This window comes from Micromonospora sp. WMMD1120, from assembly GCF_029626235.1.
In the GTDB taxonomy this organism is placed as follows: domain Bacteria; phylum Actinomycetota; class Actinomycetes; order Mycobacteriales; family Micromonosporaceae; genus Micromonospora.
Map to the genome: position 1 here is coordinate 4269053 of NZ_JARUBO010000005.1, position 26940 is coordinate 4295992.

A 26940-nucleotide genomic window follows, 5' to 3' on the forward strand; every position below is an offset into this window, starting at 1 on the left:
CGCTCGTGCCATTGCCGTCCCTCCGACGTGTCCGCCCTCCACGGTAGCCACCCGGGTCGGCCCGCGCGTCGGCGGTCGCCACCCCGGGTCGGTCGCCCGTGGCGACCGACCCGGGGACGCGGATCAGCCGCCGTTGCTCGGGCGTCGGGCGGCGCTCCGGTACGTCGTGCCCACGCCGGCGATCCGGTCCACCGCCGCCAGGAACCGGGGTCCCATCTCCGCCCGCGCCTGCACGGCCGGGTGGGTGGCGCCGAAGTCCTCCGGGTCGGCCTGCCCGTCGGCGAAGAGCGCGTAGGTGAGCACCGCCGCGCCGGAACGGTCGAAGATCACCCCGGCCTCGTGCCGGGCGTCCGCGTACCAACCGGCCTTGGTGGCGACGCGGGTCCGCTCGTCCGAGGACATGGTGCGCCGGATGCCGTCGGTGAACGCCACCGGGGAACGCAGGAGGCCCAACAGGTACGTCGTCGAGGCGGGGGAGAGCAGCGTGCCGCCGACCAGGGCGCGCAGCAGGTCGTGCGTCTCCCGGGGGGTGCTGGTGCCGAGGAAGAACCGGTTCGGGTTGGCCACCGGCTGGACCTGGGTGTTCGGGAAACCCTTGGCCAGCAGAATCGAGTTGATCTCGGCGGCCGGGGCGACCAGCCCGCACAGCCGTACCGCCGTGTCGTCGGAGACGGTCAGCAGGTTGACCAGCACGTGCCCGAGGGTCACCAGGCTCGGGTACGCGCCGTCCAGGCTGAAGATGCCGTCCCCGCCCGGCACGACGATCGCCTCGGTGACCTCGACCCGCTGGTCCAGGGTGAGCAGCCTCCGGTCGACCTTGTCGAGCACCGCCGTGGCGACCGCGATCTTGTTGACGCTGTACGCCTCGATCCGCCGGTCCGCGTCCGCCGCCACCGCCACCACCGGCGGGCCGGCCGGGTCAGCCACGCTGACGTACGCCTGCCAGTTGCCACCGGCCTCGGCGCGGTACCTCTCGAAGGTGGCGGCGACCCGGCGGGCGGCCCGGGTCGGGGTGGTCGGCGACGCGTCGGTGCTCGCGGCGGCGCCGGCCGGTGCGGCGGTGCCCAACACCGTGCCGGCGGTGGCCATGGTGCCGAGCCCGAGGGCCGTCCTGCGGTTCAGCCGGATAGTCAATCGTCTCCCCCATCGTGGTGCGCCGGAGCGCTTGCTGGCACACCAAGCTAGGCGAGATGATCGACTCAATCGATGTCCCCGATCAGTTCCGAACGATCCCGAACAGTCGGCCCGGCCCTCGACGCAGCGCGGCGCCGACCGCGTTGACCGGTCCGGACACCAGTTGCCGCAGGTCCGGCAGGTGGCCGCCGCTGACCGCCTCGCCGGACGGGTTCGGGGCGAAGACCGAGCCGTCGTGCGCCGCCACCGGCTTTCCGCTCAGCCCGGCCAGCCGCATCAACGGCCCGACCAGGACGTCGTAGACCCCCGGCAGCGCGGTGAAGCCGACCCGCATCACCACGTTGAGTCGGCCCACCGAGACCTCGCGGCGGGGCCGGTCGACGCAGTCCACGATGGCCCGCGCCACCCGTCGCGCGCTGGCGACCGGCGGCGGGGGCCGGCCGATCCGGCCCAGGTAGTTGGCCGCCTGCTGGTACACGGGCGTGTCCACGCTGCCGGGATTGACCAGGCACAACCGGATACCCGGGCTGTCCCGCAGCTCCTGCTGCACCGTCCGCGCCAGACCCTGCAAACCCCACTTGCTGGCCACGTACGCGCTCAGGTACGGCGCGGTGATGTGCCCGAGCACCGAGCCGGTGAGGATGACGGTGCCGGCCCCGGCCGCCCGGAAGTGCCGCAACGCCACCCGGACCGAGCTGGCCGCGCTGAGCAGGTCGGTGCGTACCACCTGGTCGAAGACCCGTTCGGGCACCTGCTCGAAGCTCCCGTAGACCATCACCGCGGCCGTGTGCACCCACACGTCGATCCGGCCGAAGCTGTCGATCGCCGCCGCCGCCAGCGCGTCCAGCGCCTCCGGCTCGCTGATGTCGGTCGGCACCGTCACCACCTCGGTGTCGGCGCACTCCGCGCGTACCTCGGCCAGGGTGTCGGTGGCGCGGGCGGCGAGGACGAGGCGGTCGCCGCGCGCGGCGAACGCCCGGGCTGTCGCCCGGCCGATCCCGCTCGTCGCGCCGACGACCACCACGACCCGACTCACGGTGCCTGCCAGGTGCGTGACTGCGGGGCTCGCAACCCCGGCTCACTCCTCGCACTCACGGTTGGAGCACGACCTTGATGCAGCCGTCCTCCTTCTTCTGGAACATCTCGTACGCCTGCGGCGCCCGGACCAGCGGCATCCGGTGGGTACGCAGGTCCTCCACCCCCAGCGGGTCGTCGTCCCCGGCGAGCAGCGGCAGGATCTCGTCGGTCCACCGCCGCACGTGGCACTGCCCCATCCGCAGCTGGACACCCCTGTCGAACATCTCCATCAGCGGCATCGGGTCGGCCTCGCCGCCGTACACCCCGGAGATCGACACGGTGCCACCGCGACGCACCGCCTTGAGCGCGGCGTGCAGCACCGACAGGCGGTCCACACCCACCCGGTCGGTCATCGTCTGGGCCAGCTTGTCCGGCAGCAACCCGGCGGCGGTCTGCGCCAACTTGCCGGCCGGCGAGCCGTGCGCCTCCATGCCGACCGCGTCGATCACCGCGTCCGGGCCGCGCCCGTCGACCAGGTCGATCAGGGCGCCCGGCACGTCGGACAACTCGCGCACGTCGAGCACCTCGATGCCGTGCCGGCGGGCCAGTTCCAGCCGCTCGGGCACCAGGTCCAGCCCGATCACCCGGCCCGCGCCGAGGTGCCGGCCAATCCGCGCGCAGAACTGCCCGACCGGACCCAACCCGAACACGGCGAGGGTGCCGCCGGGCGGGGTGTCCGCGTACTTCACCGCCTGCCAGGCGGTGGGCAGGATGTCGGACAGGTAGAGGTACCGCTCGTCCGCGCCGGTCTCCGGAATCTTGATCGGCCCGAACTGGGCCTGCGGCACCCGCAGGTACTCCGCCTGCCCGCCGGGGACCGCGCCGTACAGCGAGGTGTAGCCGAACAGCGAGGCACCCTTGCCCTCCGCGGTGACCTGGGTGGTCTCACACTGCGCGTAGAGCTGACGCTCGCACATCCAGCAGTGACCGCAGGCGATGTTGAACGGCACCACCACCCGGTCGCCCGGCTTCAGCCCGGTCACCGCCGGCCCGACCTCCTCGACGATGCCCATCGGCTCGTGACCCAGGACGTCACCCGGCTTCAGGTACGGGCCGAGCACCTCGTACAGGTGCAGGTCCGAGCCGCAGATCGCGGTCGAGGTGATCCTCACGATCGCGTCGGTCGGCTCCTCGATCCGGGGGTCCGGGACGTCCTCGACCCGTACGTCGCGCTTGCCCTGCCAGGTCAGTGCCTTCATGTCCCTCGTCCCCTCTCGCGGTCCGTCTCGACAGACTGCTACCCGGGTCGGGGCACTTGAACCTGCCGGGTTGGCCGTTGTCTCGCCGTCGACTCGCGGCCGGGTGATCGAGTCGGTTCCCTGACGGCGGGCCTACGACCACGCGCGGATCGCCCGACGTCAGGAAAGCCGAGTGGATCATCGCCAGGCAGCCAGGCAGCCAGGCAGCCAGGCAGCCAGGCAGCCAGGCAGCCAGGCAGCCAGGCAGCCAGGCAGCCAGGCAGCCGGGCAGCCGGGCGGGTCCGGAAACGCCGCACCGCCGCACCCGGGCGACCCGGGACACGGCGGTGCGGCACCCGCGGGTCAGGAACCGGGGGTGTTGTTGGCGCCCTTCGCGGTGGCCGCCAGGTAGTCGCGGTTGAGCCGACCGATGGTGTTCAGCGGGATGCCCTTCGGGCAGGCCGGGGTGCACTCGCCGGCGTTGGTGCAGCCACCGAAGCCGGCCTCGTCGTGCGCGTCGACCATGCCGATCACCCGGGTGTAGCGCTCCGGCTGGCCCTGCGGCAGCAGCGAGAGTTGGGTGAGCTTGGCGGCGGTGAAGAGCATGCCGGAGCCGTTCGGGCAGGCCGCCACGCAGGCGCCGCAGCCGATGCAGGCCGCCGACTCGAAGGCGGCGTCCGCGTTGGCCTTGGCCACCGGGGTGGCGTGCGCCTCGGGCGCGCTGCCGGTCGGCGCGGTGATGTAGCCGCCGGCCGCGATGATCTTGTCGAAGGCGCTCCGGTTGACGACCAGGTCCTTGACGACCGGGAAGGCGCTGGCCCGCCACGGCTCGATGTCGATCGTCTCGCCGTCCTTGAACTGCCGCATGTGCAGTTGGCAGGCGGTGGTGCCGCGCTGCGGACCGTGCGCGTCGCCGTTGATCATCAGACCGCACATGCCGCAGATGCCCTCGCGGCAGTCGTGGTCGAACGCCACCGGGTCCTCGCCGGCGAGGATCAGCCGCTCGTTGAGCACGTCGAGCATCTCCAGGAACGACATGTCCGGGGACACGTCGTCGACCGGGTAGGTCACCATCCGACCCTTGTCCTCAGGGCCCTTCTGGCGCCAGATGCGCAGGGTCAGGTTCACTTGTAGCTCCGCTGCGTGGGGTGGACGTATTCGAACTTCAGGTCTTCCTTGTGCAGCACGGACGGCTCACCGGTGGCGGTGAACTCCCACGCCGCCACGTACGCGAAGTGGTCGTCGTCGCGCTGCGCCTCACCGTCGGGGGTCTGGTGCTCGGCCCGGAAGTGGCCGCCGCAGGACTCCTCGCGGTGCAGGGCGTCGATGCACATCAGCTCGGCCAACTCGAAGAAGTCGGCCACCCGGCCGGCCTTCTCCAGCGACTGGTTGAGCTCCTCGCCGGTGCCGGACACCTTGACCCGCTGCCAGAACTGCTCGCGCAGGTCGCGGATCTCGCCGATCGCCTTGCGTAGCCCGGCATCGCTGCGCTCCATGCCGCAGTGCTCCCACATGATCTGGCCCAGCTCCCGGTGGAACGAGTCCACGGTCCGGTCGCCGTCGACGGCGAGCAGCCGCTGGATGCGGTCCTCGACGTCGGTACGCGCCTCGACCGCCGCCGGGTGGCTGGCGTCGACCTTGTCGAGGGGGCCGGAGGCCAGGTAGTTGGCGATGGTGGTGGGCAGCACGAAGTAGCCGTCGGCGAGGCCCTGCATCAGCGCCGACGCGCCGAGCCGGTTCGCGCCGTGGTCGGAGAAGTTGGCCTCGCCGATCACGAACAGGCCGGGGATCGTCGACTGGAGGTCGTAGTCGACCCACAGGCCACCCATCGTGTAGTGCACGGCGGGGTAGATCCGCATCGGCACCTCGTACGGGTCCTCGCCGGTGATCCGCTCGTACATCTCGAAGAGGTTGCCGTACTTGCCCTCGATGGCCTTGCGGCCCAGCCGGTCGATGGCGTCGGCGAAGTCGAGGTAGACGCCGAGCTTGGTCGGCCCGACGCCGCGCCCCTCGTCGCACACGTTCTTCGCGGCCCGGGAGGCGATGTCGCGGGGGACCAGGTTGCCGAAGGAGGGGTAGATCCGCTCCAGGTAGTAGTCCCGCTCGTCCTCTCCGATGTCCTTCGGGCTGCGGTCGTCGCCCTTGGCCTTCGGCACCCAGACCCGACCGTCGTTGCGCAGCGACTCGCTCATCAGGGTCAGCTTCGACTGGTGGTCGCCGGAGACCGGGATGCAGGTCGGGTGGATCTGCGTGTAGCAGGGGTTGGCGAAGTACGCGCCCTTGCGGTGCGCGCGCCAGGTGGCGGTGACGTTGCAGCCCTTGGCGTTGGTGGAGAGGTAGAAGACGTTGCCGTAGCCGCCGGAGGCGAGCACCACGGCGTCGGCCATCTCGGTGCTGATCTCACCGGTGACCAGGTCCCGCACGACGATGCCCCGGGCCTTGCCGTCGATGACGACCAGTTCGAGCATCTCGTGCCGGGCGTTCATCTCCACGTTGCCCAGGCCGATCTGCCGCTCCAGCGCCTGGTACGCGCCGAGCAGCAACTGCTGGCCCGTCTGGCCCCGGGCGTAGAAGGTGCGCTGCACCTGCGCGCCGCCGAAGGAGCGGGTGTCCAGCAGGCCGCCGTACTCGCGGGCGAACGGCACACCCTGGGCGACGCACTGGTCGATGATGTTGACCGACACCTCGGCGAGGCGGTGCACGTTCGACTCCCGGGAGCGGAAGTCGCCGCCCTTGACGGTGTCGTAGAACAGCCGGTGCACCGAGTCGCCGTCGTTTCTGTAGTTCTTCGCCGCGTTGATGCCGCCCTGGGCGGCGATCGAGTGCGCCCGGCGCGGGCTGTCCTGGTAGCAGTAGGACTTGACGTGGTAGCCCTGCTCGGCCAGCGTCGCCGCGGCCGATCCGCCGGCCAGGCCGGTGCCGACCACGATCACGGTCATCTTGCGGCGGTTGGCCGGGTTGACCAGCTTGGCCTCGAAGCGCCGGGTCTCCCAACGCTTCTCGACCGGGCCGGTGGGCGCCTTGGTGTCGGCGATCGGGTCGCCCTCGGTGAAGAGTTCCATGTCAGGACACCAATCCGGTGAGTACGGCGAACGGGACCACCAGGTACCCGGCGCAGAGCAGCACGGCGAAGAGCAGGGCCGCGGTACGCGCCGTGCGCTCACCGCGCGGGGTCTGCTGGCCGAGGCTGCGGAACGCGCTGAACGCGCCGTGGCGCAGGTGGAAGCCCACCGTGACGATGGCGAGCGTGTAGAAGAGCGTGACGTACCAGCGTTCCGGCGCGAAGTCGGCGACGACGTTGCCGTACGGCTTGCTCTCGTTCCCGACCGGGTTCAGCGTGCCGGTGGTCAGGTCGAGGATGTGGTAGATCACGAACAGCAGGATGATCACGCCGCCCCAGCGCATCGTGCGGGCCGCGTAGCTGCCGTTGATCTTCTTGCGGTGCGCGTACTTGACCGGGCGGGCGGCTCGGGCGCGCCGGGCCAGCACCGTGGCGGCGACGATATGGGCGACGACAGCGACCACCAGCACGGCGCGCAGGCCCCACAGGAACCAGACGCCGGGCAGCAGCGGCTTGCCGATGTCGCGCAACCAGTGCGCGTAGTGGTCGAACGCGGTCTCCCCCGCGAACACCTTGAGGTTCCCGAGCATGTGGGCGATCAGGAACAGCACCAGCAGGATGCCCGTCACCGCCATGACGGCCTTGAGGCCGACGTTCGAGCGGATGGGCGACCGAGTTTTCGTCATTACCACGAGACCGACGCTAGGAGCACTTGGATCAGTCGTCCAATGCATCAAACTCGCAGTGTTGATAGCCGTAAGCTATTTAGATGCAGCTCCATCAGCTCAGGTACTTCGTCGCGGTGGCCGAAGTACGACATTTCACCCAAGCCGCCGACATCGTGGGCATCACCCAGCCATCTCTCAGTAAGCAAATTCACGCTCTCGAGGCCGACCTCGGGGCGCCGCTGTTCGAGCGGGTAAGGGGCAACATCGCGCTCACCGCGGCGGGCGAGGTGCTGCTGCCGTTGGCGACCCGGATCCTCGCCGACGTGGAGACCGCGACCCGCGAGGTGCAGGAGCTGGTCGGCTTGCGCCGGGGCCGGGTCCGGCTCGGGGCCACGCCCAGCCTGGCCACCTCGCTCGCGCCGCCGGTGCTGCGCCGGTTCCGCGACGCGCACCCGACCATCGACCTGCGGGTCGAGGAGGGCGGCTCCCAGGACCTGGTGCGCGACCTGCTCCGGGGTGACCTCGACCTGGCCCTGATCATCATGCCCGCGCAGGGCGCCGACCCGGGGCTGCGGGTCGACCCGATCCTGCGGGAGAGCCTGGTGGTGGCCTCGGTGGACGAGGTGCCCACCGCGTCGACCACCCGGGAGCTGCGCATAACCGACCTGCGCGACCAGCCGATGGTGATGTTCCGGGAGGGCTACGACCTGCGCGACGCCACCATCCAGGCGTGTCGGGAGGCGGGGTTCGAGCCGACCTTCGCGGTGGACGGCGGCGAGATGGACGCCGTGCTCAGCTTCGTCGAGGCCGGGCTCGGCATCGCGCTGGTCCCGGGCATCGTGCTGGCCCGCCGGCCGGGCGTACGGATCACCCGGCTCGCCCCGCCCGGTGTGCGGCGGACCATCGCGGTGGCCCGCCGGCGCGACGTCGTGCCCACCCACGCCGGTCGGGAGCTGCGGCGCATCCTCCTCGACTACGTCCATTCGGCGATCGACCTCGGCGAGCTGCCGCCCGGCGTGGAGCCGCTGACCTGAGCCCACCCCGCGCGGCGCAGTGCCGGCCGGCCGGGACGGGCCAGCGGGTGCCGCGCCGGCCGGAGCGAGGCGCCGGGGAGCGCCCGTCCCGACCTCAGCGGCCCTCGGCGTCGTCCATCGCGCGGTAGATCCGCTGTTCCGAGACGGGGTACGGGGTGCCCAACGCCTGGGCGAACACGTTCACCCGCAGCTCCTCGATCATCCAGCGGATCTGCCGGACCGCCGCCTCCTGCCGGCGGGCCGGTGGCAGCGCGGCGAGCAGGTCGTCGTACTCCTTCTGCACCACGGCGATCCGGTCCTGCTGCTGGCGGTCGCGCTGCGGGTTGCCGCCGAGGCGGTCCAGGCGACGCTCGATGGCGGTGAGGTAGCGCAGCAGGTCGGGCAGGCGGGCGTACCCGGTCTCGGTGACGAAACCGGCGTGCACCAGCCCGGCGAGCTGCTTGCGGATGTCGGCGAGCGCGGCGACCACGGCCAGGTTGCGGGTCGCGCCGAGGCGCTGCTCCACGGCGTACGCGGCGGCGAGCACCCGGCGGACCCGGTCCATCACCTCGACGACCGTGTCGACAAGGTCGGCGCGGACCTTCTCGCGCAGGGCGGCGAAGCCGTCGGCGTCCCACGCCGGACCGCCGGCCGCGTCGATCAGCCGGTCGATGGCCGCGCCCGCGGCGTCCTCGATCAGCTCCTGCACCCCGCCGTGCGGGTTGCGGCTCAACGCCAGCTTCGCCTCGTTGCTCAGCCGCCCCTGCAGGAACCGCGCCGGGGACGGCACGGTGAGCCGCAGCAGCCGGCGGGTGCCGGCCCAGTGCGCCGCCTCCGCCTCGGCGGGGGAGTCGAAGACCTTCACCCCGACCGTCGCGCCCTCGTCGACGAGCGCGGGGTACGCGGTGACCGCGTACCCGGCCCGCACCTGCTCGATGGTCCGTGGCAGGGTGCCGACGCTCCACTCGCGCAGGCCCGTCCGGGCCACCTCCGGCGCGGCGGCCGCCACGACCTGGCGTACCTCCTGCCGCAGTTGGCGTTGCAGGGCCGGCAGGTCCTTGCCCTCGGCGACCGGCTTGTCGTCGTCGCCGAGCACCCGAAACGTGACGCGCAGGTGGGTGGGGAGCTTCGCCGGCTCCCACGCGTCGCGCGGCACGGTGACACCGGTCATCCGGCGCAGTTGGCGGGTGAGCGCGTCGAGCAGCGGCTCCTCGCCGGGGGTGATCGCCGCGAGGGCGGCGCGGGCGTAGTCCGGCACCGGGACGAAGTTGCGCCGGATCGCCTTGGGCAGTGTCCGGATCAGCGCGATCACGGTCTCCTCGCGCAGCCCCGGCACCTGCCAGTCGAAGGTCTCCGCCGGCACCTGGTTGAGCAGCGGCAGCGGGATGTCCACTGTGACGCCGTCGTCCGGCGTGCCCGGCTCGAACCGGTAGGTCAGCGGCAGACGTACCCCGTCGGCCTGCCACTCGTCCGGGTAGTCGCCCTCGTCCACCCCGGCGCGGCCGTCGTTGACCAGCAGGTCGCGGGTGAAGGTCAGCAGGTCGGGCCGCTCCCGGCGGGTCTTCTTCCACCAGGTGTCGAAGTGCCGGCCGGAGACCACGTCGGCGGGGATCCGCTGGTCGTAGAAGCCGAAGATGGTCTCGTCGTCGACCAGGATGTCCCGGCGTCGGGCCCGGCTCTCCAACTCCTCGATCTCGCCGAGCAGCCGCTTGTTGTCGGCCCAGAACCGGTGGTGGGTCTGCCAGTCGCCCTCGACGAGGGCGTGCCGGATGAACAGCTCCCGGCTCAGCGTCGGGTCGATCCGCCCGAAGTTGACCTTGCGCGACGCGACCAGCGGCACGCCGTACAGGGTGACCTTCTCGTAGGCCATCACCGCGGCCTGCTTCTTCTCCCAGTGCGGCTCGCTGTAGCTGCGCTTGACCAGGTGCTGGGCGAGGGGCTCGACCCACTCCGGTTCGACCCGACCGGCGATGCGGCCCCACAGCCGGGACGTCTCCACCAACTCGGCGGCCATCACCCAGCGCGGCGGCTTCTTGAACAGCGCCGATCCGGGGAAGATCGCGAACTTCGCCCCCCGTGCCCCCAGGTACTCGTGCTTCTGGGCGTCCTTGAGGCCGATGTGCGACAACAGGCCCGGCAGCAGCGACTGGTGCACCTTCGGGGTGTCGATCTCCTCCGGCAGGTCCGCGCCGCCCCGGCGACCCCGGCCGGCGTCCGCGTCGGCGGCGGCGTCGCGTGGCGGTCGCCCGCCGCGCCGGTCGCCCTCGCCCGGGGTACGCAGCACCTGGCGCAGTTGGCTGACGATGTCCTGCCACTCGCGGATGCGCAGGTAGTTCAGGTACTCCGCCTTGCACATCCGGCGGAACGCGCTGGAGGACAACTCCCGCTGCTGCTCGCGCAGGTAGCGCCACAGGTTGAGGTACGCGACGAAGTCGGACTCCCGGTCGGCGAACCGGGCGTGCGCCTGGTCTGCCTGGGCCTGCTTCTCCGCCGGCCGCTCCCGGGGGTCCTGGATGGAGAGCGCGGCGGCGATCACCAACACCTCGGTGGCGCAGCCGTTGCGTTCGCCCTCGACCACCATCCGGGCCAGCCGCGGATCGACCGGCAGCTGGGCCAGCCGTCGGCCCAACGCGGTGAGCCGCTTGGCCGGGTCCTCCTCGGTCGGGTTCAGCGCGCCCAGCTCGTGCAGCAGGTTGACGCCGTCGGCGATGTTGCGCTTGTCCGGCGGGTCGACGAACGGGAACGCGGCGAGGTCGCCGAGCCCGATCGCTGTCATCTGGAGGATGACCGACGCCAGGTTGGTGCGCAGGATCTCCGGGTCGGTGAACTCCGGCCGGGACAGGAAGTCCTGCTCGTCGTAGAGGCGGATGCAGATGCCGTCCGAGGTACGACCGCAGCGGCCCTTGCGCTGGTTCGCCGATGCCTGCGAGATCGGCTCGATCGGCAGCCGCTGCACCTTGAGCCGGCTGGAGTAACGGGAGATCCGCGCGGTGCCCGGGTCCACCACGTAGGTGATGCCGGGCACCGTCAGCGAGGTCTCCGCGACGTTGGTGGCGAGCACCACCCGGCGGTTGGTGTGCGCGGCGAAGACGCGGTGCTGCTCGGCGGCGGAGAGCCGCGCGTACAGCGGCAGGATCTCGGTGCCGAGCAGGGACCGCTTCTTCTGCACCAGCTTGTTCAGCGCGTCCGCGGTGTCGCGGATCTCCCGTTCGCCGCTGAGGAAGACCAGGATGTCGCCGGGGCCCTCGGCGGCCAACTCCTCGACGGCGTCGCCGATCGCCTGGATCTGGTCGCGGACGTTCTCCTCGTCGCCGTCGCCGTCCTCCTCGCCCTCGGTGACCTCCAGCAACGGCCGGTAGCGCACCTCCACCGGGTAGGTGCGTCCGGACACCTCGACCACCGGCGCGGGCACGCCGTCCGGCTGGTCGGCGGTGGGTGGCCCGGCGAAGTGTCGGGCGAACCTGTCGGTCTCGATGGTCGCCGAGGTGATGATCACCTTGAGGTCGGGTCGCCGGGGCAGCAGCTCCCGCAGGTACCCGAGGATGAAGTCGATGTTCAGGCTGCGCTCGTGCGCCTCGTCGATGATCAGCGTGTCGTACTGGCGCAGCATCCGGTCGGTCTGCAACTCGGCCAGCAGGATGCCGTCGGTCATCAGCTTCACCAGGCTGCGCTCGCTCACCTGGTCGGTGAAGCGCACCTTGTAGCCGACCACGTCGCCCAGCTCGGTGCCCAGCTCGTCGGCGATCCGGTCGGCGACCGTCCGGGCGGCCAGCCGCCGGGGTTGGGTGTGCCCGATCACGCCGTGCACGCCGCGCCCCAGCTCCAGGCAGATCTTGGGGATCTGGGTGGTCTTGCCGGAGCCGGTCTCGCCCGCCACGACCACCACCTGGTGGTCACGGATGGCGGCGGCGATGTCGTCCTTGCGCTCGCTGACCGGCAACCCCACCGGGTACGTGATGACCGGCACTGCCGCCTGGCGGGCGGCCAACCGCTGCTCGGCCCTGCCCACGTCGGCGGTGATCTCGGTGAGCGCCGCCTCCCGGCGCTGCGGGTCGCGCAGCTTCCGGGTGCCGTCCAGTCGCCGCTGGAGGCGGCGCTGGTCGCGGAACATCAGCGGGGCGATACGGCGGTGCAGCTCGCGTACCGGGTCGGTCGCGACGGAGGCGGTTGGATTCTGCATGTCGTGCCCAAGGATAGGCAGCCCGGCGACGTAGCGCCCCTGGGTTACCGCCGGACGCCGGCCGGGCGCCCGCCCACCGGCGTGATCTCCGCTGGCGCGGCGTCCGCCGGACCCGTGCGTGCCTGTTGCGGGGTGCGCAGGCCGCGGATACGCCGAGTCAGCATGGGTGCGGTTCGCCACCGTCGCCGACCTGGTCGACTTCTGCGCATCGCACGGCCTACCGGCCACCACCGTCGGCGCGGCGGACCTGGCGGCGGCCCGCCGCCTGCGTGAGGCGGTGCGGGACGCCTGCCAGGCCCACACCGGTGTGGATGTGCCGCCGGACACCGCCGCCGCACTGGCCGAGCTCTTCCGGGACGCGCCGCTGACCGTCGAGATCGACAGCGTGGGGCGGGCCCGCCCGGCCCCCCGCCCCGGACTGACCGGGGCCGCCGCGCTCACCGCCCGGGTGGGTTGTACCGTCCTCCTCGCCGAGGCCGACGGCACCTGGCCGCGACTGAAGGCGTGCGCCGCGCACGAGTGCCGCTGGGTGTACTACGACCACAGCCCGGCCGGGCGCAGCCGCTGGTGCACGATGAGCATCTGCGGAAGTCGGGCCAAGATGCGGGCGTACCGCGACCGCAGCCGACCCGACCGGGATCGGACGACGACGAGCAACCGGGGTCGACAGTGACGATGCGGGACACCGACCGGGCGTTGGTGCAGGCCGCGACGGCGGTCGCCAAGCTGCGCTGCCGCAGCCAGCGGCACACCGTCGCCTCGGCTGGCCGCACCGCCGACGGGCGGGTCTTCAGCGGGGTGAACATCGCGCACGCGAGCGGAGGCGTCTGCGCCGAGCTGGTGGTGATCGGCACCGCCGCCACCCAGGGCGTCACCGAGCTGGAGACGATCGTCACGGTCGCCGACCGGGGCCGTGCGGTGACAGCGCCGTGTGACGGCTGCGTACACGTGCTGCGGGAGGCTTTCCCGGCGCTGCGGGTGATCGTCGGCCCGGTGGACGACCCGCGGGTGGTCGGGCTCGCGGATCTGCCGACGACGGCCGGGAGCGGCGCGGCCGGCTGACCGGCGCGTCAGTCGCCGGAGGCCGCCTCCAGCATCGACCGGGGCACCGGCACGCCCTCGAACCGCAGGTTGCCCTCCGGCAGCAGCCAGGTGGTGACCCGCGCGACCAGGCGCCCGGCGCGTACGGCCGGGTCGTTGGCGAAGAGGGCGCGCGCCTCGTCGGGCGCGATGGAGAGCACGACGAACCCGCGGAGGTGCTCGTCGTCGCCGTGCAGGAACGGCCCGGCGGCGAGCACCAGTCCCTGCTCCACGAGGCCCGCCTGGTGGGCCAGGTGCGCGTCCTGCAACCTGTCGATCGCGTCCCGCGGCAGCTCCGGCGGATCCGACGGGCGGGCCAGGAGCACGACCGTGTGCTGGTCGAATCGCATGCTCGTACCCTATGGCGCGAATGTCCCCCTGCTCCGGCTGCTGGTGATTGTCGCCCCCGCCGACGTCCGGGGAGGACTCCCGGCGGCATCGACGACCACCGGTTAGGTCACTTTCCGCAGGTCGGCTAAGGTTAGGCGAACCTAAGCCTGATCGTGCAGGAGATCCGTGACCACCCTCGCCAGCCGGCCGACCCGCAGTCGTGCCAGCACCCGCACCGGGCGTCGGATCACCGTCACCGTTGGGGCCGCGCTGGTCCTGCTGCTCGCCGTGCTGGCCAGCTTCGCGCTCGGCAGCCGGCAGCTCGGCGTCGACGAGGTCTGGCGCGCCCTGGTCGCCCCGGACGGCAGCGACGCCAGCACCATCGTCCGGGAGCTGCGGATGCCCCGCACCGCGCTCGGCCTCGCCGTCGGGCTCGCGCTCGCCGTGGCGGGTGTGCTCTTCCAGGCGCTCACCCGCAACCCCCTCGCCGAACCCCGCATCCTCGGCATCAGCGCCGGCGCGTCGTTCGGGGTGGTCCTCGCGATCTCCGTCTTCGGGGTGGGCACCCTCGCCGGGTACGTCTGGTTCGGCATCGCCGGGGCGTTCATCGCCGGACTGCTGGTCTTCGCCATCGCCACCCGGGCCCGCGAGGGCGCCAGCCCGGTCACCCTCGCGCTGGTCGGCGCGGCGCTCGACGCCAGCCTGGCCTCCGGGGTGTACGCGCTGCTGAGCATCGACGCCCGCACCTTCGAGGAGTACCGGTTCTGGGTGGTCGGCGGGCTGACCGGACGGGACCTGTCGGTCACCGCGCAGGTGGCGCCGTTCGTCCTCGCCGGGCTGCTGCTGGCCGCCGTGGTCGCCCGCGGGCTGGACGCGCTGGCCCTGGGCGACGACGTGGCCCGAGGTCTCGGCCACCGGATCGGCCTGGTCCGCCTCGGTGGCGGCCTCGCCGCGGTGCTGCTCACCGGGGCTGCGGTGGCGGCGGCCGGGCCGGTCGCCTTCGTCGGACTGGCAGTGCCGCACCTCGCCCGCGCGCTGGTCGGCGCGGACCACAGGTGGACCCTCGCCGTCTCCGCGCTGCTCGGCCCGGCGCTGCTGCTCGGCGCCGACATCATCGGTCGGCTCGTTGCCCCGCCCGGCGAGGTCCCTGCCGGGATCGTCACCGCGCTGATCGGCGCGCCGCTGCTGGCCGTGCTGGTCCGTCGTGCCCGGGTGGTGACCGCGTGACCGCCACGCCCCGGACCGGCTCGTCGCGCACCGCGCCGGTCGACGACGGGGCGCGGGTGCCCGGGCGCGCGCTGCTGCGGGTCGGGTCGGTGAGCCTGCTGATCCGTCGCCGGGCGACGCTGGTGGCCGCCGTGCTGACCGTGCTGCTCCTGCTGGCCGTCGTGCTCAGCCTCTCGCTGGGCACCCCGTACGTCGCCCCGGCCGACGTGCTGCGCGCGCTCTCCGGCGCCGGCACCCCGTACGACCTGGTGGTCTTCGATCTTCGGCTGCCGCGCGTGGTGCTGGCGGCCGTGGCCGGCGCGGCCTTCGGCGTGGCCGGCACGCTGATCCAGAGCGTGGCCCGCAACCCGCTCGCCAGCCCGGACATCATCGGCATCACCCAGGGTGCGGGCCTCGCCGCGACGGTGGCGCTGACCAGTGGCATGGCCGCGGTGCTGGTGGCGCCCACCGCGCTGGTGGGCGGCCTGCTCGCGGCGGCGCTGCTGTTCGCCCTCGGCGCCCGGCACGGGCTGGCCGCGCAGCGGTTCGTGCTCGCCGGGGTGGCTGTCGCGTTCGGCTTCCGGGCGCTCACCGAGGTGGTCATGCTCACCGCCGACCCGATCGACGGGCTGCGCGCGCAGATCTGGCTGATCGGCACCCTGGCCGGCAAGGGCTGGACCGAGGCCGCGTGGATCGGCGGCACCCTGCTCGTGCTGCTGCCCGTGTTGCTCTGGGCCGGCTGGGCGCTGAACAGCACCGCGCTGGACGACGACACCGCCCGGGGCGTCGGACTACGCCCGGTGGCCCGCCGGATCGGCCTCGCCGGCACCGGCGTGCTCGTCGCCGCGATGGTCACCGCCCAGGTCGGCGCCGTCGACTTCGTGGCGCTCGTCGCACCGCAGGTGGCCCGTCGACTGGTCCGCGCCGAACGGCCACCGCTGCTCTGCGCGGCGCTGCTCGGCGCGCTCCTGCTGGTGCTGGCCGACCTGGCCGGCCGCCGGCTGCTCGCGCCCACCCAACTCCCGGCCGGCGTGCTGACCGCCGCGATCGGTGGGCCGTACCTGATCTTCCTGTTGCTGCGCGGCCGGCGGCGGTCGTCGTGACGCCTCAAGGAGTCGTGTGATGCTCTCCACCCGCGACCTGGTCGCCGGCTACGACGAGCGGACCGTGCTCGACGGGCTCGACCTGGACCTGCCCACCGACGCGTTCACCGTGATCGTCGGCCCCAACGCCTGCGGCAAGTCCACCCTGCTGCGCACGATGGCCCGGCTGCTCACCCCGCGCCGCGGCAGCGTGCTGCTGGACGGCGCCGCGATCCGCGACCTGCCGACCCGGGAGGTCGCCCGGCGTCTGGGCGTCCTGCCGCAGAGCCCGCTGGTTCCCGAGGGCGTCACGGTGGCCGACCTGGTCGGGCGCGGCCGGCAGCCCTACCAGCGCTGGTGGCGGCAGTGGTCGGCCGAGGACGGCGCGGCGGTGCGGCAGGCGATGGCCCTCGCCGACGTGACCGACCTGGCCGACCGGCCGGTGGACAGCCTCTCCGGCGGCCAGCGGCAGCGGGTGTGGATCGCCATGACGCTCGCCCAGGACACCGACGCCCTGCTGCTGGACGAGCCGACCACCTTCCTCGACCTGGCCCACCAGGTGGAGGTGCTGGATCTGCTGCACCGGCTGCGCTCCGAGCGGGGCCGGACGGTGGTCGCGGTGCTGCACGACCTGAACCAGGCCGCCCGCTACGCCGACCACCTGGTCGCGATGCGCGCCGGCGCGGTGGTGGCCGCCGGACCACCCCGGGAGATCCTGACCGCCGACCTGGTCCGCGACGTCTTCGGCCTGGCCTGCGTGGTGGTGCCCTGCCCGGTGACCGGAGCGCCGCTGGTGGTGCCCGCGTACACGGGCGGTCCGGCCGCCGCCTCCCGTGTGGGCGGCGCGGCCGCCGCCCCGTCCTCCGCTGCGGGCGGCGCGATCGCCGCCCCGTCCTCCGGTGTGGGCGGCGCGATCGCCGCCTCCGCCGACCCCGAATCGCCGACGGCGTCCGTACCGGACGCCCGACCCGCCCCCGATGCAGCGGCCAACCCGCGCGCCGGCTCGTACCCCTCGAAAGGACTCTGATGCGTCGTCTCGTCGCCGCCCTCGCCGCGGCCGTCGCCCTCGGCGTCGGACTCACCGCCTGCGGTGAGAGTGACCCGGTCGCCGGCTCCACCACCGGGGAGACCCGGGAGATCACCCACGCCATGGGAGCCACCAAGGTCCCGGCGGACCCCAAGCGTGTCGTCGTGCTCGACACCGACAAGATCGACACGGCGCTCTCGCTGGGCGTCACCCCGGTCGGCGCCGCCACCGCCGGTGAGGCGAAGAGCTGGCCCACGTACTTCGGCGCGGACAAGCTCGCCGGCATCAAGGAGGTCGGGACCCTCACCGAGCCCGACCTGGAGGCGATCAACGCGCTCAAGCCCGACCTGATCCTCGGCAGCAAGTTCCGCCAGGAGAAGTTCTACGACGAGCTGGCCGCCATCGCCCCGACCGTCTTCACCGAGAAGGTCGGCATCACCTGGAAGGACAACCTCCTCCTCGACGGCAAGGCGCTCGGCCGCGAGCAGCAGGCCAAGGACCTGCTCGCCGCGTACGAGAAGCGGGCCAAGGACTTCGGCGCGACCCTCGGCGACCCTGCCGCCCGCAAGGTGTCCATCGTGCGGTTCATCCCGGGCAACATCCGGGTGTACGGCCCGGAGTCCTTCTCCGGCATCGTCATCGGCGACACCGGCCTCGGCCGCCCGGAGCGGCAGCTGCTCGCCAACAAGGAGGACAAGCGCTTCGACCTGGTCAGCCCCGAGCGGATCAACGAGGTCGACGGTGATGTCATCTTCGTGACGGCGTACGGCGACAAGGCCGCCGCCGAGCAGAGCACGGTGACCGGCGGGACCCTCTGGAAGGGCCTGAGCGCGGTCAAGGCCGGTAAGGCGTACCCCGTCTCCGACGAGGTCTGGATGACCGGCATCGGCGTCGGCGCCGCCAACAAGATCCTCGACGACCTGACCAAGTACCTCCCCGCCGCCTGACGACATCCCACCCGCGTGCTCCGACCGCCCGCCCGCGCGGGAAGCCAAGATCCGCGCAAGTTCGGGGAAACTGGGGTCTCACGAGCTGATGAGACAGCAGGATCCCTGAAATTGCGCGGATCTTGGCGTGTCCCGATCAGGATCGGGTGGTCCGGGACCGGGAATGGAGGGCTTGGCGGAGTTCGGACAGGAAGGCGTCGAAATCCTCGCGGAACCGTTTGGCGGTGACGTGCAGAACGATCCAGTCCGCACCCACGAGACGGTTGAGGCGGCGTCGGTCCCGGTGGAACTGCTCGGGATCGTCGTGCCACAACCCGTCGTACTCGACGGCGACCTTGAGATCTGGCCACGCGAGGTCGAGGCGGGCCACGAACCTCCCGTCGCGCTCGACGATGAACTGGGTGACGGGTGCCGGAAGCCCGGCGAGCACGATCCGGACCCGCAGTAGGGACTCCGGGGTCGATTCCGCGCCCGCATCGGCCAGCTCAGCTACCCGAGCCAGCCTTCTCCAGCCCCGGTTTCCGACCCGGGACCGGGACTCTGTGCGTAGCTCGGAGACCGCCACCAAACGGTGGCTGGCCAGGTGATCCACGATGGCGACGGCTTCCTCGGTCGGCAGCCACTGAGCCAGATCCCAGCAGGTGCGTGTTGGTGTGGTCAGCGGGATCTCCTGACGCAGCGCGATGTCGGTCGCGGCGAGCTGGCTGGAATGCACAACGAACCCGGCGACCGGACCGAACCGCTGACCGGAGGGTACGAGCACATCGAGTGGCTCGTGAGTGGCGACCGATGCCGCCCCGTAGAGTGCCGCCGCGCTGCGACCGGCGATCACCACACCACTTGGCAGTACCCACCGCGCCGCGGCGGCGCAGCGAGTGCGATGAGTGACCGCCAGCCGGGCATCCATGTAGACATCCCGGAACAGCGGACGCCATGCCGCGCTACGTAATTCCGACCGGGTGAGCAGACCTTGGGCAACGACCAGGGAGCCGCGGAACACTCGGCCCTGCAGGCTGGCCGGCCGTCGAGGGGGAACAGGCATGACGACACCGTGACCGGCGGACGTGTTCGCGCGCAGCCCCTGTGGATAACCCCGGCCAAGAGTTCTGGACGCCATGATCCGCGCAACTCCGCTGTTCTTGCTGCCTTCCGGTGGCCCCGAGGCAGCAGTATCACGGCAGTTGCGCGGATCATGAGGGAATAGCGCGTGGGTGTTGGGGTGAGGGTCAGGCGGCGGTGGACCAGATGGCGCGGAAGGCGGCGGCTTCACCGGCCAGCCAGCGCTCGATCTGCTCGGGCTTGGCGTCGGTGGGCATGTGGTGGGCCGTTCCGCGACGGACGTCGACCAGGACCGGATCGGCGTGCGGCAGCACCGCGTCCATGTGCCGGGCCATCAGGTGCAGGGTGGCGAGCACCGACTCGTCACTCGGCGGGGCCTCGTCGAAGTGCAGGCGCACCGCTTCGGCGCGACCGTCGGCGTGGCGTACCCCGAAGTGGGGGTTGATCTTGACGGGTAGGTCGCCCAGCATGGCCAGGGCGTCGCGGGTCTGGGCGAGATCGATGGCGGCGGGCTCGCCGAGGGAGCGCAGCCAGGTCGTGGCGCCGGGGACGAGCGCCTGGTAGAGCGGGCGCCAGCGGGGCTTGACCAGATCGGCCACCCCGGCCAGGTGGGTGCCGCCGGTGTGGAAGGCGATGTCGGCCTTGAGCGCCTTGACGAACTGGCCGTGCGGGTTGAAGCCGGACCGACTCGCGCGCTGCTTGCGCAGGCCGCCCACGAAGGTCGCCTTGGTGGGGCCGGTGCGGTCGACGTAGCGGGTGAAACCGAGCAGGGTGGCGTAGGGGGTGAGGGGCGTGGAGGCGGGCGCGGTCACGGGCGTCCTCCCAGGTCAGGAACTCGATTAGTACATACATTCTAATCGACACCTCTGACATCGCCCAGCGATTCCGGGCACCGGAAGGGTGGTCCCGTCGGCTGATTTCAGCGCCCCGCCGGTGCGGGTCTCGGGTCAGGAGCGCAGGGCGGCGAGAATGACGTCCGCGTAGCGACGCCAGACCGCCGGCTCCCGCTCGTCGAGCACGATGAGCTGGCGGACGACGCCGCAGAGGACGATCCGGACGTCGAGCGCGCCGGCGTCCGGGTGGAGTGGACCGGCCACCCTCGCCGCCTCCACCAGTCTGCCGATCAGGTCCACGAGCCTCGCGGCGGGCACCAGTCGGGCCTGCAAAAACGCCGTCGCGAGGCCGCGGTCGCGACGGAGGGTATCGAGGAGGTCAGGCACGTAGGCCACGAGGGCGCGGTAGGCGTCGTCGGCGGCGAGGGCGGCCAGCGTGCGCTCCTCCAGCGCGTGGAAGCTGTCCCGCGCGACGGCCAGCACCAGATCCTCCTTCGTGGGGTAGCTCCGGTAGACCGTGGCCCGTCCCACCCCGGCCCGCGCGGCCACCTCGGGCACCGTGACGTCGAGGCCACGCTCGGCGAACAGCTCCCGGGCGGCCGTGACGACCCGCTCGTGGTTGCGCAGCGCGTCCGCGCGTCGGGGCGCGTTTCCGGTCGCCGTCGGTCCGGGCGCCGGGGTACGGGTGTCGCGGACCCCCTGGTCAGTCAACGTCGAAGCCGGTCTCGTGAACGTGCTGGAACCGGCCGTCCGCGGCCAGCGTCGCGAAGTAGTAGATCTCGCGGTGCACGACGGTCCCGTCGGTCAGGGTCATCCGGTAGCGGTGTCGCTCGGCGTACCGCGAACCGTCGTACAGCTCGTCGAGCACTGTCACCTCACCCCCGGCGACCTGGCTGCGGATGCCGGCGCACATGCGGGCGAACGCCTCGCGGTCGCGGGTACGGCCGTCGCTGGTGTGCGTGAAGGAGCCGACCGGTCGAGCGCCCGCGGTCAGCCGGTGCGCGGCGGTGTGTCGGCGCTGAGTGCGGCGGCCAGCCGGGTGATGCCGAACTCGAAGGTCTCGTCGAGGTCGCCGCCCAGGTTGAAGGCGCCCGCCAGCTCCATGCTGACGAAGCCGTTGGCCCAGGCGGTGATCATGCGGGCGCCGGGTAGGGCGTGCTCGGGTCCGGCGAGGTCGGCGGCGACGCGCAGGGCGGGAGCGCTGGCGGCCGCGAGGATGTCCAGGTCGGGGCGGGTCTCCGCCGGTCCGTTGTGGAAGATCAGGTGGTAGCTGGCCGGGTGGGCGTGGGCGAACGCCCGGAAGGCGTGTGCCAGCTCGCGCAGGTCCCGGCGCGGGTCGCCGCTGCCGGCCACGGCGTCGAGTTGCTCGCCCATCTCGCGGACGCTGGCCTCGGCGACGAGCCGGATCAGGGCGTCCCGGTTGCGGACCCGTTTGTACAGCGAGGGCGCGCGCACGCCGACCTGTTCGGCGACCGCCTGCATGGTCAGTCCCGGCAGTCCCTGCGACTCCAGGATCCGCCGGGCGGCGGCGACGATGTCGGCCAGGGAGGTGCGTTCGGGGGTGGGCATGCGGTGCTCCTTTGCCGGTGGTGATGCCGGACACCAGCATAGCTATGGACCGTAGGCATGATGGCTATGTATCGTAGCTATCAGATCGCATCATCGTCGAAGGTAGGCACTCATGAAGCTCGGGCCACACCTGCACCGCATCGGCAACGACATCGTCGCCGCCTACCTGATCGAGACCGAGGAGGGCGTGACGATCGTGGACGCCGGCCTCTCCGGTCACTGGTCGGATCTCGTCGCGGAGCTGTCCAGCATGGGCCGTTCGCTCGCCGACGTCCGGGGTCTGATCCTCACCCACGGCGACACCGACCACCTCGGCTTCGCCGAACGGCTGCGGCGTGAGCAGGGCGTACCGGTCTACGTGCACGCCGCGGACGCCGCCCGCGCCCGCGGCGAGGTCAAGTCCAAGGCGCCGTTCGGCGCGTTCAAGGTGGGTGCCACGGCGGGTTTCCTCTGGTACGCGAGCCGCAAGGGCGGGCTGCGCACCACCTATCTCAGCGAGGTGCACACCGTGCGCGACGGCGAGGTGCTCGACCTGCCGGGAGAGCCGCGCGTGATCGGAATGCCCGGCCACTCGCCGGGCAGCATCGCCGTGCACGTGCCGATCGCCGACGCCGTGTTCGTCGGCGACGCGCTGACCACCCGGCACGTGCTGACCGGCCGGCCGGGTCCGCAGCCCGCGCCGTTCACCGACGATCCGGCGCAGGCGCTCGCCTCCCTCGCCCGCATCGAGGACCTGGGGGCGACCTGGATCCTGCCCGGTCACGGCACGCCGTGGAACGGGGGCGCGGCCGAGGCGGTACGCCGGATCAGGGCCGTCGCTGAGTCCCGCTAGGCCGCGTCCTGGTCCAGACAATTACGTCCCTTATACGACGCTATAGTGTCGCGTGACCATTTTGTGGACGCCTCGGGTGATCGATCCCGGGCGAGGCGCACAGGTGCGATCCGTCCGACCCGCCGACCCGGGCGTGGACCGGGACCGCTACCTGGACCTGCTCCGCGCGGCGGCGCTGGTCCGCGTCGTGGTCTACCACGTCACCGGCTGGGTCTGGCTGAGCCTGCTGGTGCCGGCGATGGGTCTGATGTTCGGCATCGCCGGCTCGCTGATGGCGGCGTCGCTGGACCGGCACGGACCGGCGGCCGTCGCCCGGCGACTGCGCCGGCTGCTGCTGCCGTTCTGGGCGTTCGGCGTGGCCACCCTGGGCGTGCTCGCCGCCGCCGGTTGGCGTCCGTTCGCCCGTGGCGTGTCCGGTTGGATGGAACTCGTCTGGTGGGTGCTGCCCCTGCGGGTGCCCCCGGTGGGCGGGCCGCACTGGGCCTGGGCCTTCCACGTCGGGCTCTGGTACGTCGTCACGTACCTGTGGTTGGTGCTGCTCTCGCCGGTCCTGCTGGCGGTGTTCCGTCGCTGGCCCTGGCCCAGCGTCGGGGTCGCCACCGCCGCACCGGTCGCGATGCACCTCGCCGGCGTGCGGACCGGCTACTTCGTCGCCGCCTACCTGTCCTGCTGGCTGCTGGGCTTCGCCCACCACGACGGCCTGCTGCGCCGCGTCCCGTCGCGTGCGTACGCCTGCCTCGTCGCCGCCCTGGTCGCCGTCGGCGGGACGTGGGTGCTGCTCGCCACGATGACCGGCCGGGCCGGCGACCTCAGCCACATCGCGGGTGGCACCACGCTGTGGTCGATGGCTCTGGTCGCCGTACTGCTGCGACTCCAGCCGCGGCTGACCGGCCGGTCGCTACCCGGCCGGACCCTCCGGTTGGTCAACGCGCGGGCGGTCACCATCTATCTCTGGCACATCCCGGCCAGCCTCGGGATGTTCCTGTTGTTGGCCCCGGTGCTGCCGTACACCTCGGCCGTCTCGATCGTGCTCCGGCTGGCCGGGGTGTGCGTGCTGACCGCCGGAGCGGTGCTCCTGCTCGGCTGGATCGAGGACGTCGCCGCCCGGCGTGCCCCGACACTGCTCGGCCCACCCCCGCCCGGCGGCCGGCGGGCGCACCGGGGTCGGCACCTCAGAGTTGGCCGACGTCGGTGATCCTGACGACCGCGGCCCCGACCTCGTCCGACGCGGCCAGGTCGACCTCGGCGCTGATGCCCCAGTCGTGGTCGCCGTCCGGGTCGTCGAAGATCTGCCGCACGGTCCAGCGTTCCCGACCCTGCTCGATCATCAGCAGCGCCGGGCCGCGGGCGTCCGGGCCGACCCCGATCGAGTCGTACGCCTCGAAGTACGGGCCCAGCGCGTCGGCCCAGGCGTCGTAGTCCCAGCCGTCCTCGGCGTCCAACTCGGCGAGCAGGTCCCAGCGGCGCAGCGCGGCCAACTCGACCCGCCGGAACAGCGCGTTGCGGACCAGCACCCGGAACGCCCGCGCGTTGCGGGTCACCGCCGGCGGCCGGTCGGCCAGGGCGGCGTGCGCCTGGGCCACCTCGGCCACGTCGGACGGGTTGCGCAGCCGCTCCCACTCGTCGATGAGGCTGGAGTCGACCTGGCGGACCAGCTCGCCCAACCACTCGATGAGGTCGATCAGCTCCTCGGTCTTGGCGTCCTCGGGAACCGTCTGCCGCAGCGTCTTGTACGCGTCGGCCAGGTAGCGCAACACCAGGCCCTCCGAGCGGGTCAGCCCGTAGAACTGCACGTACTCGGTGAAGGTCATGGCCCGTTCGTACATGTCGCGGACCACGGCCTTGGGAGAGAGCTGGTGGTCGGCGACCCAGGGGTGGCCCTGCCGGTACATCTCGTACGCGGCGTCCAGCAGCTCCGCGAGGGGCTTCGGGTGGGTCACCTCCTCGAGCAGTTCGAGGCGTGCCTCGTACTCGATGCCCTCGGCCTTCATCGCGGCCACCGCCTCGCCGCGTGCCTTGAACTGCTGCGCGGAGAGGATCTGCCGGGGGTCGTCGAGGATCGACTCGATCACGCTCAACACGTCGAGGGCGTACGACGGGGACTCGGCGTCGAGCAGTTCGATGGCGGCCAGCGCGAGGGGGGAGAGCGGCTGGTTGAGCGCGAAGTCGAGCTGAAGGTCGACGGTGAGCCGGATCCGCCGGCCGGTCTCGTCCGGCTCGGGCAGTTCCTCGACCACCCCGCCGGCGCGTAGCGCCCGGTAGATGGCGATCGCCCGGCGGATGTGCCGGCGCTGCGCGGCGGCGTCCTCGTGATTGTCGGTCAGCAGGTGGCGCATCGCGGCGAACGCGTCCCCGGGCCGGCCGATGACGTTGAGCAGCATGGAGTGGCTGACCTGGAAGCTGGAGGTCAGCGGCTCCGGCTCGGAGTCGACGAGCCGGTCGAAGGTGGGCTGACCCCAGCCGATCGAGCCCTCCGGTGGCTTCTTGCGGACCACCTTGCGCCGCTTCTTGGGGTCGTCGCCCGCCTTGGCGAGGGCCTTCTCGTTGTCGATGACGTGCTCCGGCGCCTGCACCACGACCCGGCCGATGGTGTCGTAACCGGCCCGACCGGCCCGACCGGCGATCTGGTGGAACTCGCGGTTCTTGAGCAGTCGGGTACGGACCCCGTCGTACTTGGACAGGCCGGTGAACAGCACGGTGCGGATCGGCACGTTGATGCCGACACCGAGCGTGTCGGTGCCGCAGATGACCTTGAGCAGGCCGGCCTGGGCGAGGGTCTCCACCAGGCGGCGGTACTTGGGCAGCATGCCGGCGTGGTGCACACCGATGCCGTGGCGCACCAGCCGGGAGAGCGTCTTGCCGAAGCCGGCGGTGAACCGGAAGTTGCCGATCGCCTGGGCGATCATGTCCTTCTCGGCGCGGGTGCAGACGTTGACGCTGGTCAGCGCCTGGGCGCGCTCCAGCGCGGCGGCCTGGGTGAAGTGGACCACGTACACCGGGGCCTGCTTGGTCTCCAGCAGCTCCTCCAGCGTCTCGTGCAGCGGCGTCATCGCGTACGAGAAGATGAGCGGGACCGGTCGCTCGGCCGAGCGCACGACGGCGGTCGGCCGGCCGGTGCGCCGGGTCAGGTCGTCGACGAACCGGGTGGTGTCCCCCAGCGTGGCGGACATCAGGATGAACTGGGCCTGCGGCAACTCGATGATCGGCACCTGCCACGCCCAGCCCCGGTCGGGCTCGGCGTAGAAGTGGAACTCGTCCATGATCACCTGGCCGACGTCCGCCCGATCGCCCTCGCGCAGGGCCAGGTTGGCAAGGATCTCGGCGGTGCAGCAGATGATCGGGGCGTCGGCGTTGACGCTGGCGTCGCCGGTGAGCATTCCGACGTTCTCCGCGCCGAAGACCTCGCAGAGCGCGAAGAACTTCTCCGACACCAACGCCTTGATCGGCGCGGTGTAGAAAGTCGTCCGGCTGTCGGCGAGGGCCGCGAAGTGCGCGGCGATCGCCACCAGGCTCTTGCCCGAGCCGGTGGGCGTGTTCATGATCAGGTTGGCGCCGGAGACGATCTCGATGACCGCCTCCTCCTGATGGGGATAGAGGTCGAGGCCGCGATCCTTCGCCCAGCCGGCGAACGCGTCGAAGAGGGTGTCGGGGTCGGCGCTTCTCGGCAGCGCGGCGGTGAGCGTCATAGCCTGTCCATGGTGCCTGGATCATGCCCCGCTACGCCAACCCGGCCTCGACCGGGCCCCCGTCCGCCGGGTCCGGACGCCCCCTCGGGCCGGCCCCGGTCGGTCAGCGGCGGCTCGTCGCGTGCGGCGGGTCCCGTGCGCGCGGTGTTGGCCAGCGGTGGCTCGTCGCGTGCGGCGGGTCCCGTGCGCGCGGTGTTGGCCAGCGGCGGCTCGTCGGGGGCGGCAGGTCCCGAGCGCGACGTGTTGGTCAGCGGCGGCGGTAGAGCAGGTCGGCGACCGGCCGGCCGGCGGTGATCGCCCGCCGCTCGAACTTGGTCACCGGGCGGTGCGCCGGACGCGGCGCGAAACCGCCGTACGCGTCCACCAGCTCCGGGTCCGCCTCCAACGTCTCCCGCATCGCCTCGGCGTACTCGGCCCAGTCGGTCGCGCAGTGCAGCATGCCGCCGACCCGCAGGCGGGACCGCAGCAGAGCCACGTGCGTCGGCTGGATGATCCGCCGCTTGTGGTGGCGCGACTTCGGCCACGGGTCCGGGAAGAACACGTGTACGGCGTCCAGCACGCCCTCTGGCAAGCCGCTGACCAGGGACAGCGCGTCGCCCTGGGCGACCCGGACATTGTCCAGGCCACGACGGGCCACCAGGTCGACCAGGTTGGCGATTCCCGGCGTGTGCACCTCGACCGCCAGATAATCTCGATCCGGGTCGGCGGCGGCCATCGCGGCGGTGCTGTCGCCCATGCCCGAGCCGATCTCCAGCACCACCGGGGCCCGACGTCCGAACAGGTCGGCAAGATCGACGGGTACGACGGGTCCGTCCGGAACGTCAAGGCCGTAAACGGGCCAGAGTCGGCGCAGCGCGTCGGTCTGCCGCTCGCTCATCCGACCCCGACGGGGATGGAACGTGCGGATCGTCCGGCTCGCGGGCGGGACGGCGGGGTCATGGTCGGTGACTGTCACAGCGACCCGAGCGTACGCGACGG

General features: G+C 72.1%; 24 protein-coding genes. 9 read left to right on the plus strand and 15 right to left on the minus strand.

Annotated features, from left to right (window positions below):
- Positions 1–123 precede the first annotated feature (123 nt).
- The 6 genes from O7634_RS19975 to O7634_RS20000 form a co-directional block, all read right to left on the minus strand.
- Positions 124–1134 carry a serine hydrolase gene (locus O7634_RS19975; RefSeq protein WP_278151637.1) on the minus strand — a complete coding sequence of 337 codons (1011 nt, stop codon included), beginning with the start codon at positions 1132–1134 and terminating at the stop codon, positions 124–126.
- Positions 1135–1216: 82 nt separating this feature from the next.
- Positions 1217–2170 carry an SDR family NAD(P)-dependent oxidoreductase gene (locus tag O7634_RS19980; protein ID WP_278151638.1) on the minus strand — a complete coding sequence of 318 codons (954 nt, stop codon included), beginning with the start codon at positions 2168–2170 and terminating at the stop codon, positions 1217–1219.
- A gap of 55 nt (positions 2171–2225) precedes the next feature.
- Entirely contained in the window at positions 2226–3410 is a 1185-nt protein-coding gene (locus tag O7634_RS19985; RefSeq protein WP_278151639.1) for a zinc-dependent alcohol dehydrogenase, read from the minus strand.
- 342 nt (positions 3411–3752) lie between these two features.
- A complete protein-coding gene (locus tag O7634_RS19990; protein WP_278151640.1) occupies positions 3753–4517 on the minus strand; it encodes a succinate dehydrogenase/fumarate reductase iron-sulfur subunit in 765 nt (254 codons plus the stop codon).
- Positions 4514–6451: a fumarate reductase/succinate dehydrogenase flavoprotein subunit gene (locus O7634_RS19995; protein WP_278151641.1), complete on the minus strand. Its 1938-nt coding sequence runs from the start codon at positions 6449–6451 to the stop codon at positions 4514–4516. Before O7634_RS19995 ends, O7634_RS19990 begins: the two co-directional genes overlap by 4 nt.
- A 1-nt stretch (position 6452) precedes the next feature.
- Entirely contained in the window at positions 6453–7136 is a 684-nt protein-coding gene (locus tag O7634_RS20000) for a succinate dehydrogenase cytochrome b subunit (protein ID WP_278151642.1), read from the minus strand.
- Between the two features lie 83 nt (positions 7137–7219).
- Here O7634_RS20000 and O7634_RS20005 point away from each other — a divergent pair, with 83 nt between their 5' ends.
- Complete coding sequence (locus tag O7634_RS20005; protein ID WP_278151643.1) at positions 7220–8152, plus strand: LysR family transcriptional regulator; 933 nt, start codon at positions 7220–7222, stop codon at positions 8150–8152.
- Positions 8153–8246: 94 nt separating this feature from the next.
- Here the strand turns inward: O7634_RS20005 and hrpA are convergent, their stop codons facing one another.
- Entirely contained in the window at positions 8247–12311 is a 4065-nt protein-coding gene (gene hrpA / locus O7634_RS20010) for an ATP-dependent RNA helicase HrpA (RefSeq protein ID WP_278151644.1), read from the minus strand.
- 166 nt (positions 12312–12477) lie between these two features.
- Here hrpA and O7634_RS20015 point away from each other — a divergent pair, with 166 nt between their 5' ends.
- Positions 12478–12984, plus strand: a complete 507-nt coding sequence (locus O7634_RS20015; RefSeq protein ID WP_278151645.1) for a CGNR zinc finger domain-containing protein — start codon at positions 12478–12480, stop codon at positions 12982–12984.
- Positions 12985–12986: 2 nt separating this feature from the next.
- Positions 12987–13373, plus strand: coding sequence for a cytidine deaminase (locus tag O7634_RS20020; RefSeq protein WP_278154023.1), 387 nt, complete (start codon positions 12987–12989; stop codon positions 13371–13373).
- Between the two features lie 8 nt (positions 13374–13381).
- Here the strand turns inward: O7634_RS20020 and O7634_RS20025 are convergent, their stop codons facing one another.
- On the minus strand, positions 13382–13741 hold the full coding sequence (locus O7634_RS20025; RefSeq protein ID WP_278151646.1) for a YciI family protein: 360 nt from the start codon (positions 13739–13741) through the stop codon (positions 13382–13384).
- Positions 13742–13907: 166 nt separating this feature from the next.
- On the opposite strand from O7634_RS20025, the gene O7634_RS20030 reads away from it, so the two are divergent.
- The 4 genes from O7634_RS20030 to O7634_RS20045 are packed head-to-tail and all read left to right on the plus strand — an operon-like array spanning position 13908 to position 17983.
- A complete protein-coding gene (locus O7634_RS20030; protein ID WP_278151647.1) occupies positions 13908–14948 on the plus strand; it encodes an iron ABC transporter permease in 1041 nt (346 codons plus the stop codon).
- Positions 14945–16030, plus strand: a complete 1086-nt coding sequence (locus O7634_RS20035; protein WP_278151649.1) for an iron ABC transporter permease — start codon at positions 14945–14947, stop codon at positions 16028–16030. Before O7634_RS20030 ends, O7634_RS20035 begins: the two co-directional genes overlap by 4 nt.
- A gap of 19 nt (positions 16031–16049) precedes the next feature.
- Positions 16050–17036 (plus strand): ABC transporter ATP-binding protein, encoded by a 987-nt coding sequence (locus tag O7634_RS20040; RefSeq protein ID WP_347404270.1) that lies wholly within the window; start codon positions 16050–16052, stop codon positions 17034–17036.
- Positions 17036–17983, plus strand: a complete 948-nt coding sequence (locus tag O7634_RS20045; RefSeq protein ID WP_278151650.1) for an iron-siderophore ABC transporter substrate-binding protein — start codon at positions 17036–17038, stop codon at positions 17981–17983. The genes O7634_RS20040 and O7634_RS20045 overlap by 1 nt, the downstream gene beginning before the upstream one ends.
- Before the next feature lie 136 nt (positions 17984–18119).
- Here O7634_RS20045 and O7634_RS20050 read toward each other — a convergent pair whose 3' ends face one another.
- The 5 genes from O7634_RS20050 to O7634_RS20070 all read right to left on the minus strand — a co-directional run bounded on the left by O7634_RS20050 (position 18120) and on the right by O7634_RS20070 (position 21444).
- Positions 18120–19025 (minus strand): hypothetical protein, encoded by a 906-nt coding sequence (locus O7634_RS20050; protein ID WP_278151651.1) that lies wholly within the window; start codon positions 19023–19025, stop codon positions 18120–18122.
- A gap of 184 nt (positions 19026–19209) precedes the next feature.
- Positions 19210–19854, minus strand: a complete 645-nt coding sequence (locus O7634_RS20055) for a hypothetical protein (protein ID WP_278151652.1) — start codon at positions 19852–19854, stop codon at positions 19210–19212.
- A 135-nt stretch (positions 19855–19989) separates the two neighbouring features.
- Complete coding sequence (locus tag O7634_RS20060) at positions 19990–20586, minus strand: TetR/AcrR family transcriptional regulator (protein ID WP_278151653.1); 597 nt, start codon at positions 20584–20586, stop codon at positions 19990–19992.
- Positions 20579–20788 (minus strand): hypothetical protein, encoded by a 210-nt coding sequence (locus tag O7634_RS20065; protein WP_278151654.1) that lies wholly within the window; start codon positions 20786–20788, stop codon positions 20579–20581. The genes O7634_RS20060 and O7634_RS20065 overlap by 8 nt, the downstream gene beginning before the upstream one ends.
- 77 nt (positions 20789–20865) lie before the next feature.
- Entirely contained in the window at positions 20866–21444 is a 579-nt protein-coding gene (locus O7634_RS20070) for a TetR/AcrR family transcriptional regulator (protein ID WP_278151655.1), read from the minus strand.
- Between the two features lie 112 nt (positions 21445–21556).
- Here O7634_RS20070 and O7634_RS20075 point away from each other — a divergent pair, with 112 nt between their 5' ends.
- Together O7634_RS20075 and O7634_RS20080 are read left to right on the plus strand one after the other, a co-directional pair.
- Positions 21557–22276: an MBL fold metallo-hydrolase gene (locus tag O7634_RS20075; protein WP_278151656.1), complete on the plus strand. Its 720-nt coding sequence runs from the start codon at positions 21557–21559 to the stop codon at positions 22274–22276.
- Between the two features lie 103 nt (positions 22277–22379).
- Positions 22380–23471, plus strand: a complete 1092-nt coding sequence (locus O7634_RS20080) for an acyltransferase family protein (RefSeq protein ID WP_278151657.1) — start codon at positions 22380–22382, stop codon at positions 23469–23471.
- On the opposite strand, the gene O7634_RS20085 is transcribed toward O7634_RS20080, so the two are convergent.
- Together O7634_RS20085 and trmB are read right to left on the minus strand one after the other, a co-directional pair.
- A complete protein-coding gene (locus tag O7634_RS20085) occupies positions 23449–25962 on the minus strand; it encodes a DEAD/DEAH box helicase (protein ID WP_278151658.1) in 2514 nt (837 codons plus the stop codon). The two genes, O7634_RS20080 and O7634_RS20085, sit on opposite strands and share 23 nt — an antisense overlap.
- A 247-nt stretch (positions 25963–26209) precedes the next feature.
- Positions 26210–26917 (minus strand): tRNA (guanosine(46)-N7)-methyltransferase TrmB, encoded by a 708-nt coding sequence (gene trmB / locus O7634_RS20090; protein WP_278151659.1) that lies wholly within the window; start codon positions 26915–26917, stop codon positions 26210–26212.
- Positions 26918–26940: the final 23 nt, after the last annotated feature.

What these genes read in the sequence shown, in the direction of transcription:
- O7634_RS19985 (WP_278151639.1), bottom strand. Translation starts at nt 3,410, where the DNA reads ATGAAGGCACTGACCTGGCAGGGCAAGCGCGACGTACGGGTCGAGGAC.
- O7634_RS19995 (WP_278151641.1), bottom strand. Translation starts at nt 6,451, where the DNA reads ATGGAACTCTTCACCGAGGGCGACCCGATCGCCGACACCAAGGCGCCC.
- O7634_RS20000 (WP_278151642.1), bottom strand. Translation starts at nt 7,136, where the DNA reads ATGACGAAAACTCGGTCGCCCATCCGCTCGAACGTCGGCCTCAAGGCC.
- O7634_RS20005 (WP_278151643.1), top strand. Translation starts at nt 7,220, where the DNA reads ATGCAGCTCCATCAGCTCAGGTACTTCGTCGCGGTGGCCGAAGTACGA.
- hrpA (WP_278151644.1), bottom strand. Translation starts at nt 12,311, where the DNA reads ATGCAGAATCCAACCGCCTCCGTCGCGACCGACCCGGTACGCGAGCTG.
- O7634_RS20020 (WP_278154023.1), top strand. Translation starts at nt 12,987, where the DNA reads ATGCGGGACACCGACCGGGCGTTGGTGCAGGCCGCGACGGCGGTCGCC.
- O7634_RS20025 (WP_278151646.1), bottom strand. Translation starts at nt 13,741, where the DNA reads ATGCGATTCGACCAGCACACGGTCGTGCTCCTGGCCCGCCCGTCGGAT.
- O7634_RS20040 (WP_347404270.1), top strand. Translation starts at nt 16,050, where the DNA reads ATGCTCTCCACCCGCGACCTGGTCGCCGGCTACGACGAGCGGACCGTG.
- O7634_RS20045 (WP_278151650.1), top strand. Translation starts at nt 17,036, where the DNA reads ATGCGTCGTCTCGTCGCCGCCCTCGCCGCGGCCGTCGCCCTCGGCGTC.
- O7634_RS20050 (WP_278151651.1), bottom strand. Translation starts at nt 19,025, where the DNA reads ATGCCTGTTCCCCCTCGACGGCCGGCCAGCCTGCAGGGCCGAGTGTTC.
- O7634_RS20065 (WP_278151654.1), bottom strand. Translation starts at nt 20,788, where the DNA reads ATGTGCGCCGGCATCCGCAGCCAGGTCGCCGGGGGTGAGGTGACAGTG.
- O7634_RS20070 (WP_278151655.1), bottom strand. Translation starts at nt 21,444, where the DNA reads ATGCCCACCCCCGAACGCACCTCCCTGGCCGACATCGTCGCCGCCGCC.
- O7634_RS20075 (WP_278151656.1), top strand. Translation starts at nt 21,557, where the DNA reads ATGAAGCTCGGGCCACACCTGCACCGCATCGGCAACGACATCGTCGCC.
- O7634_RS20085 (WP_278151658.1), bottom strand. Translation starts at nt 25,962, where the DNA reads ATGACGCTCACCGCCGCGCTGCCGAGAAGCGCCGACCCCGACACCCTC.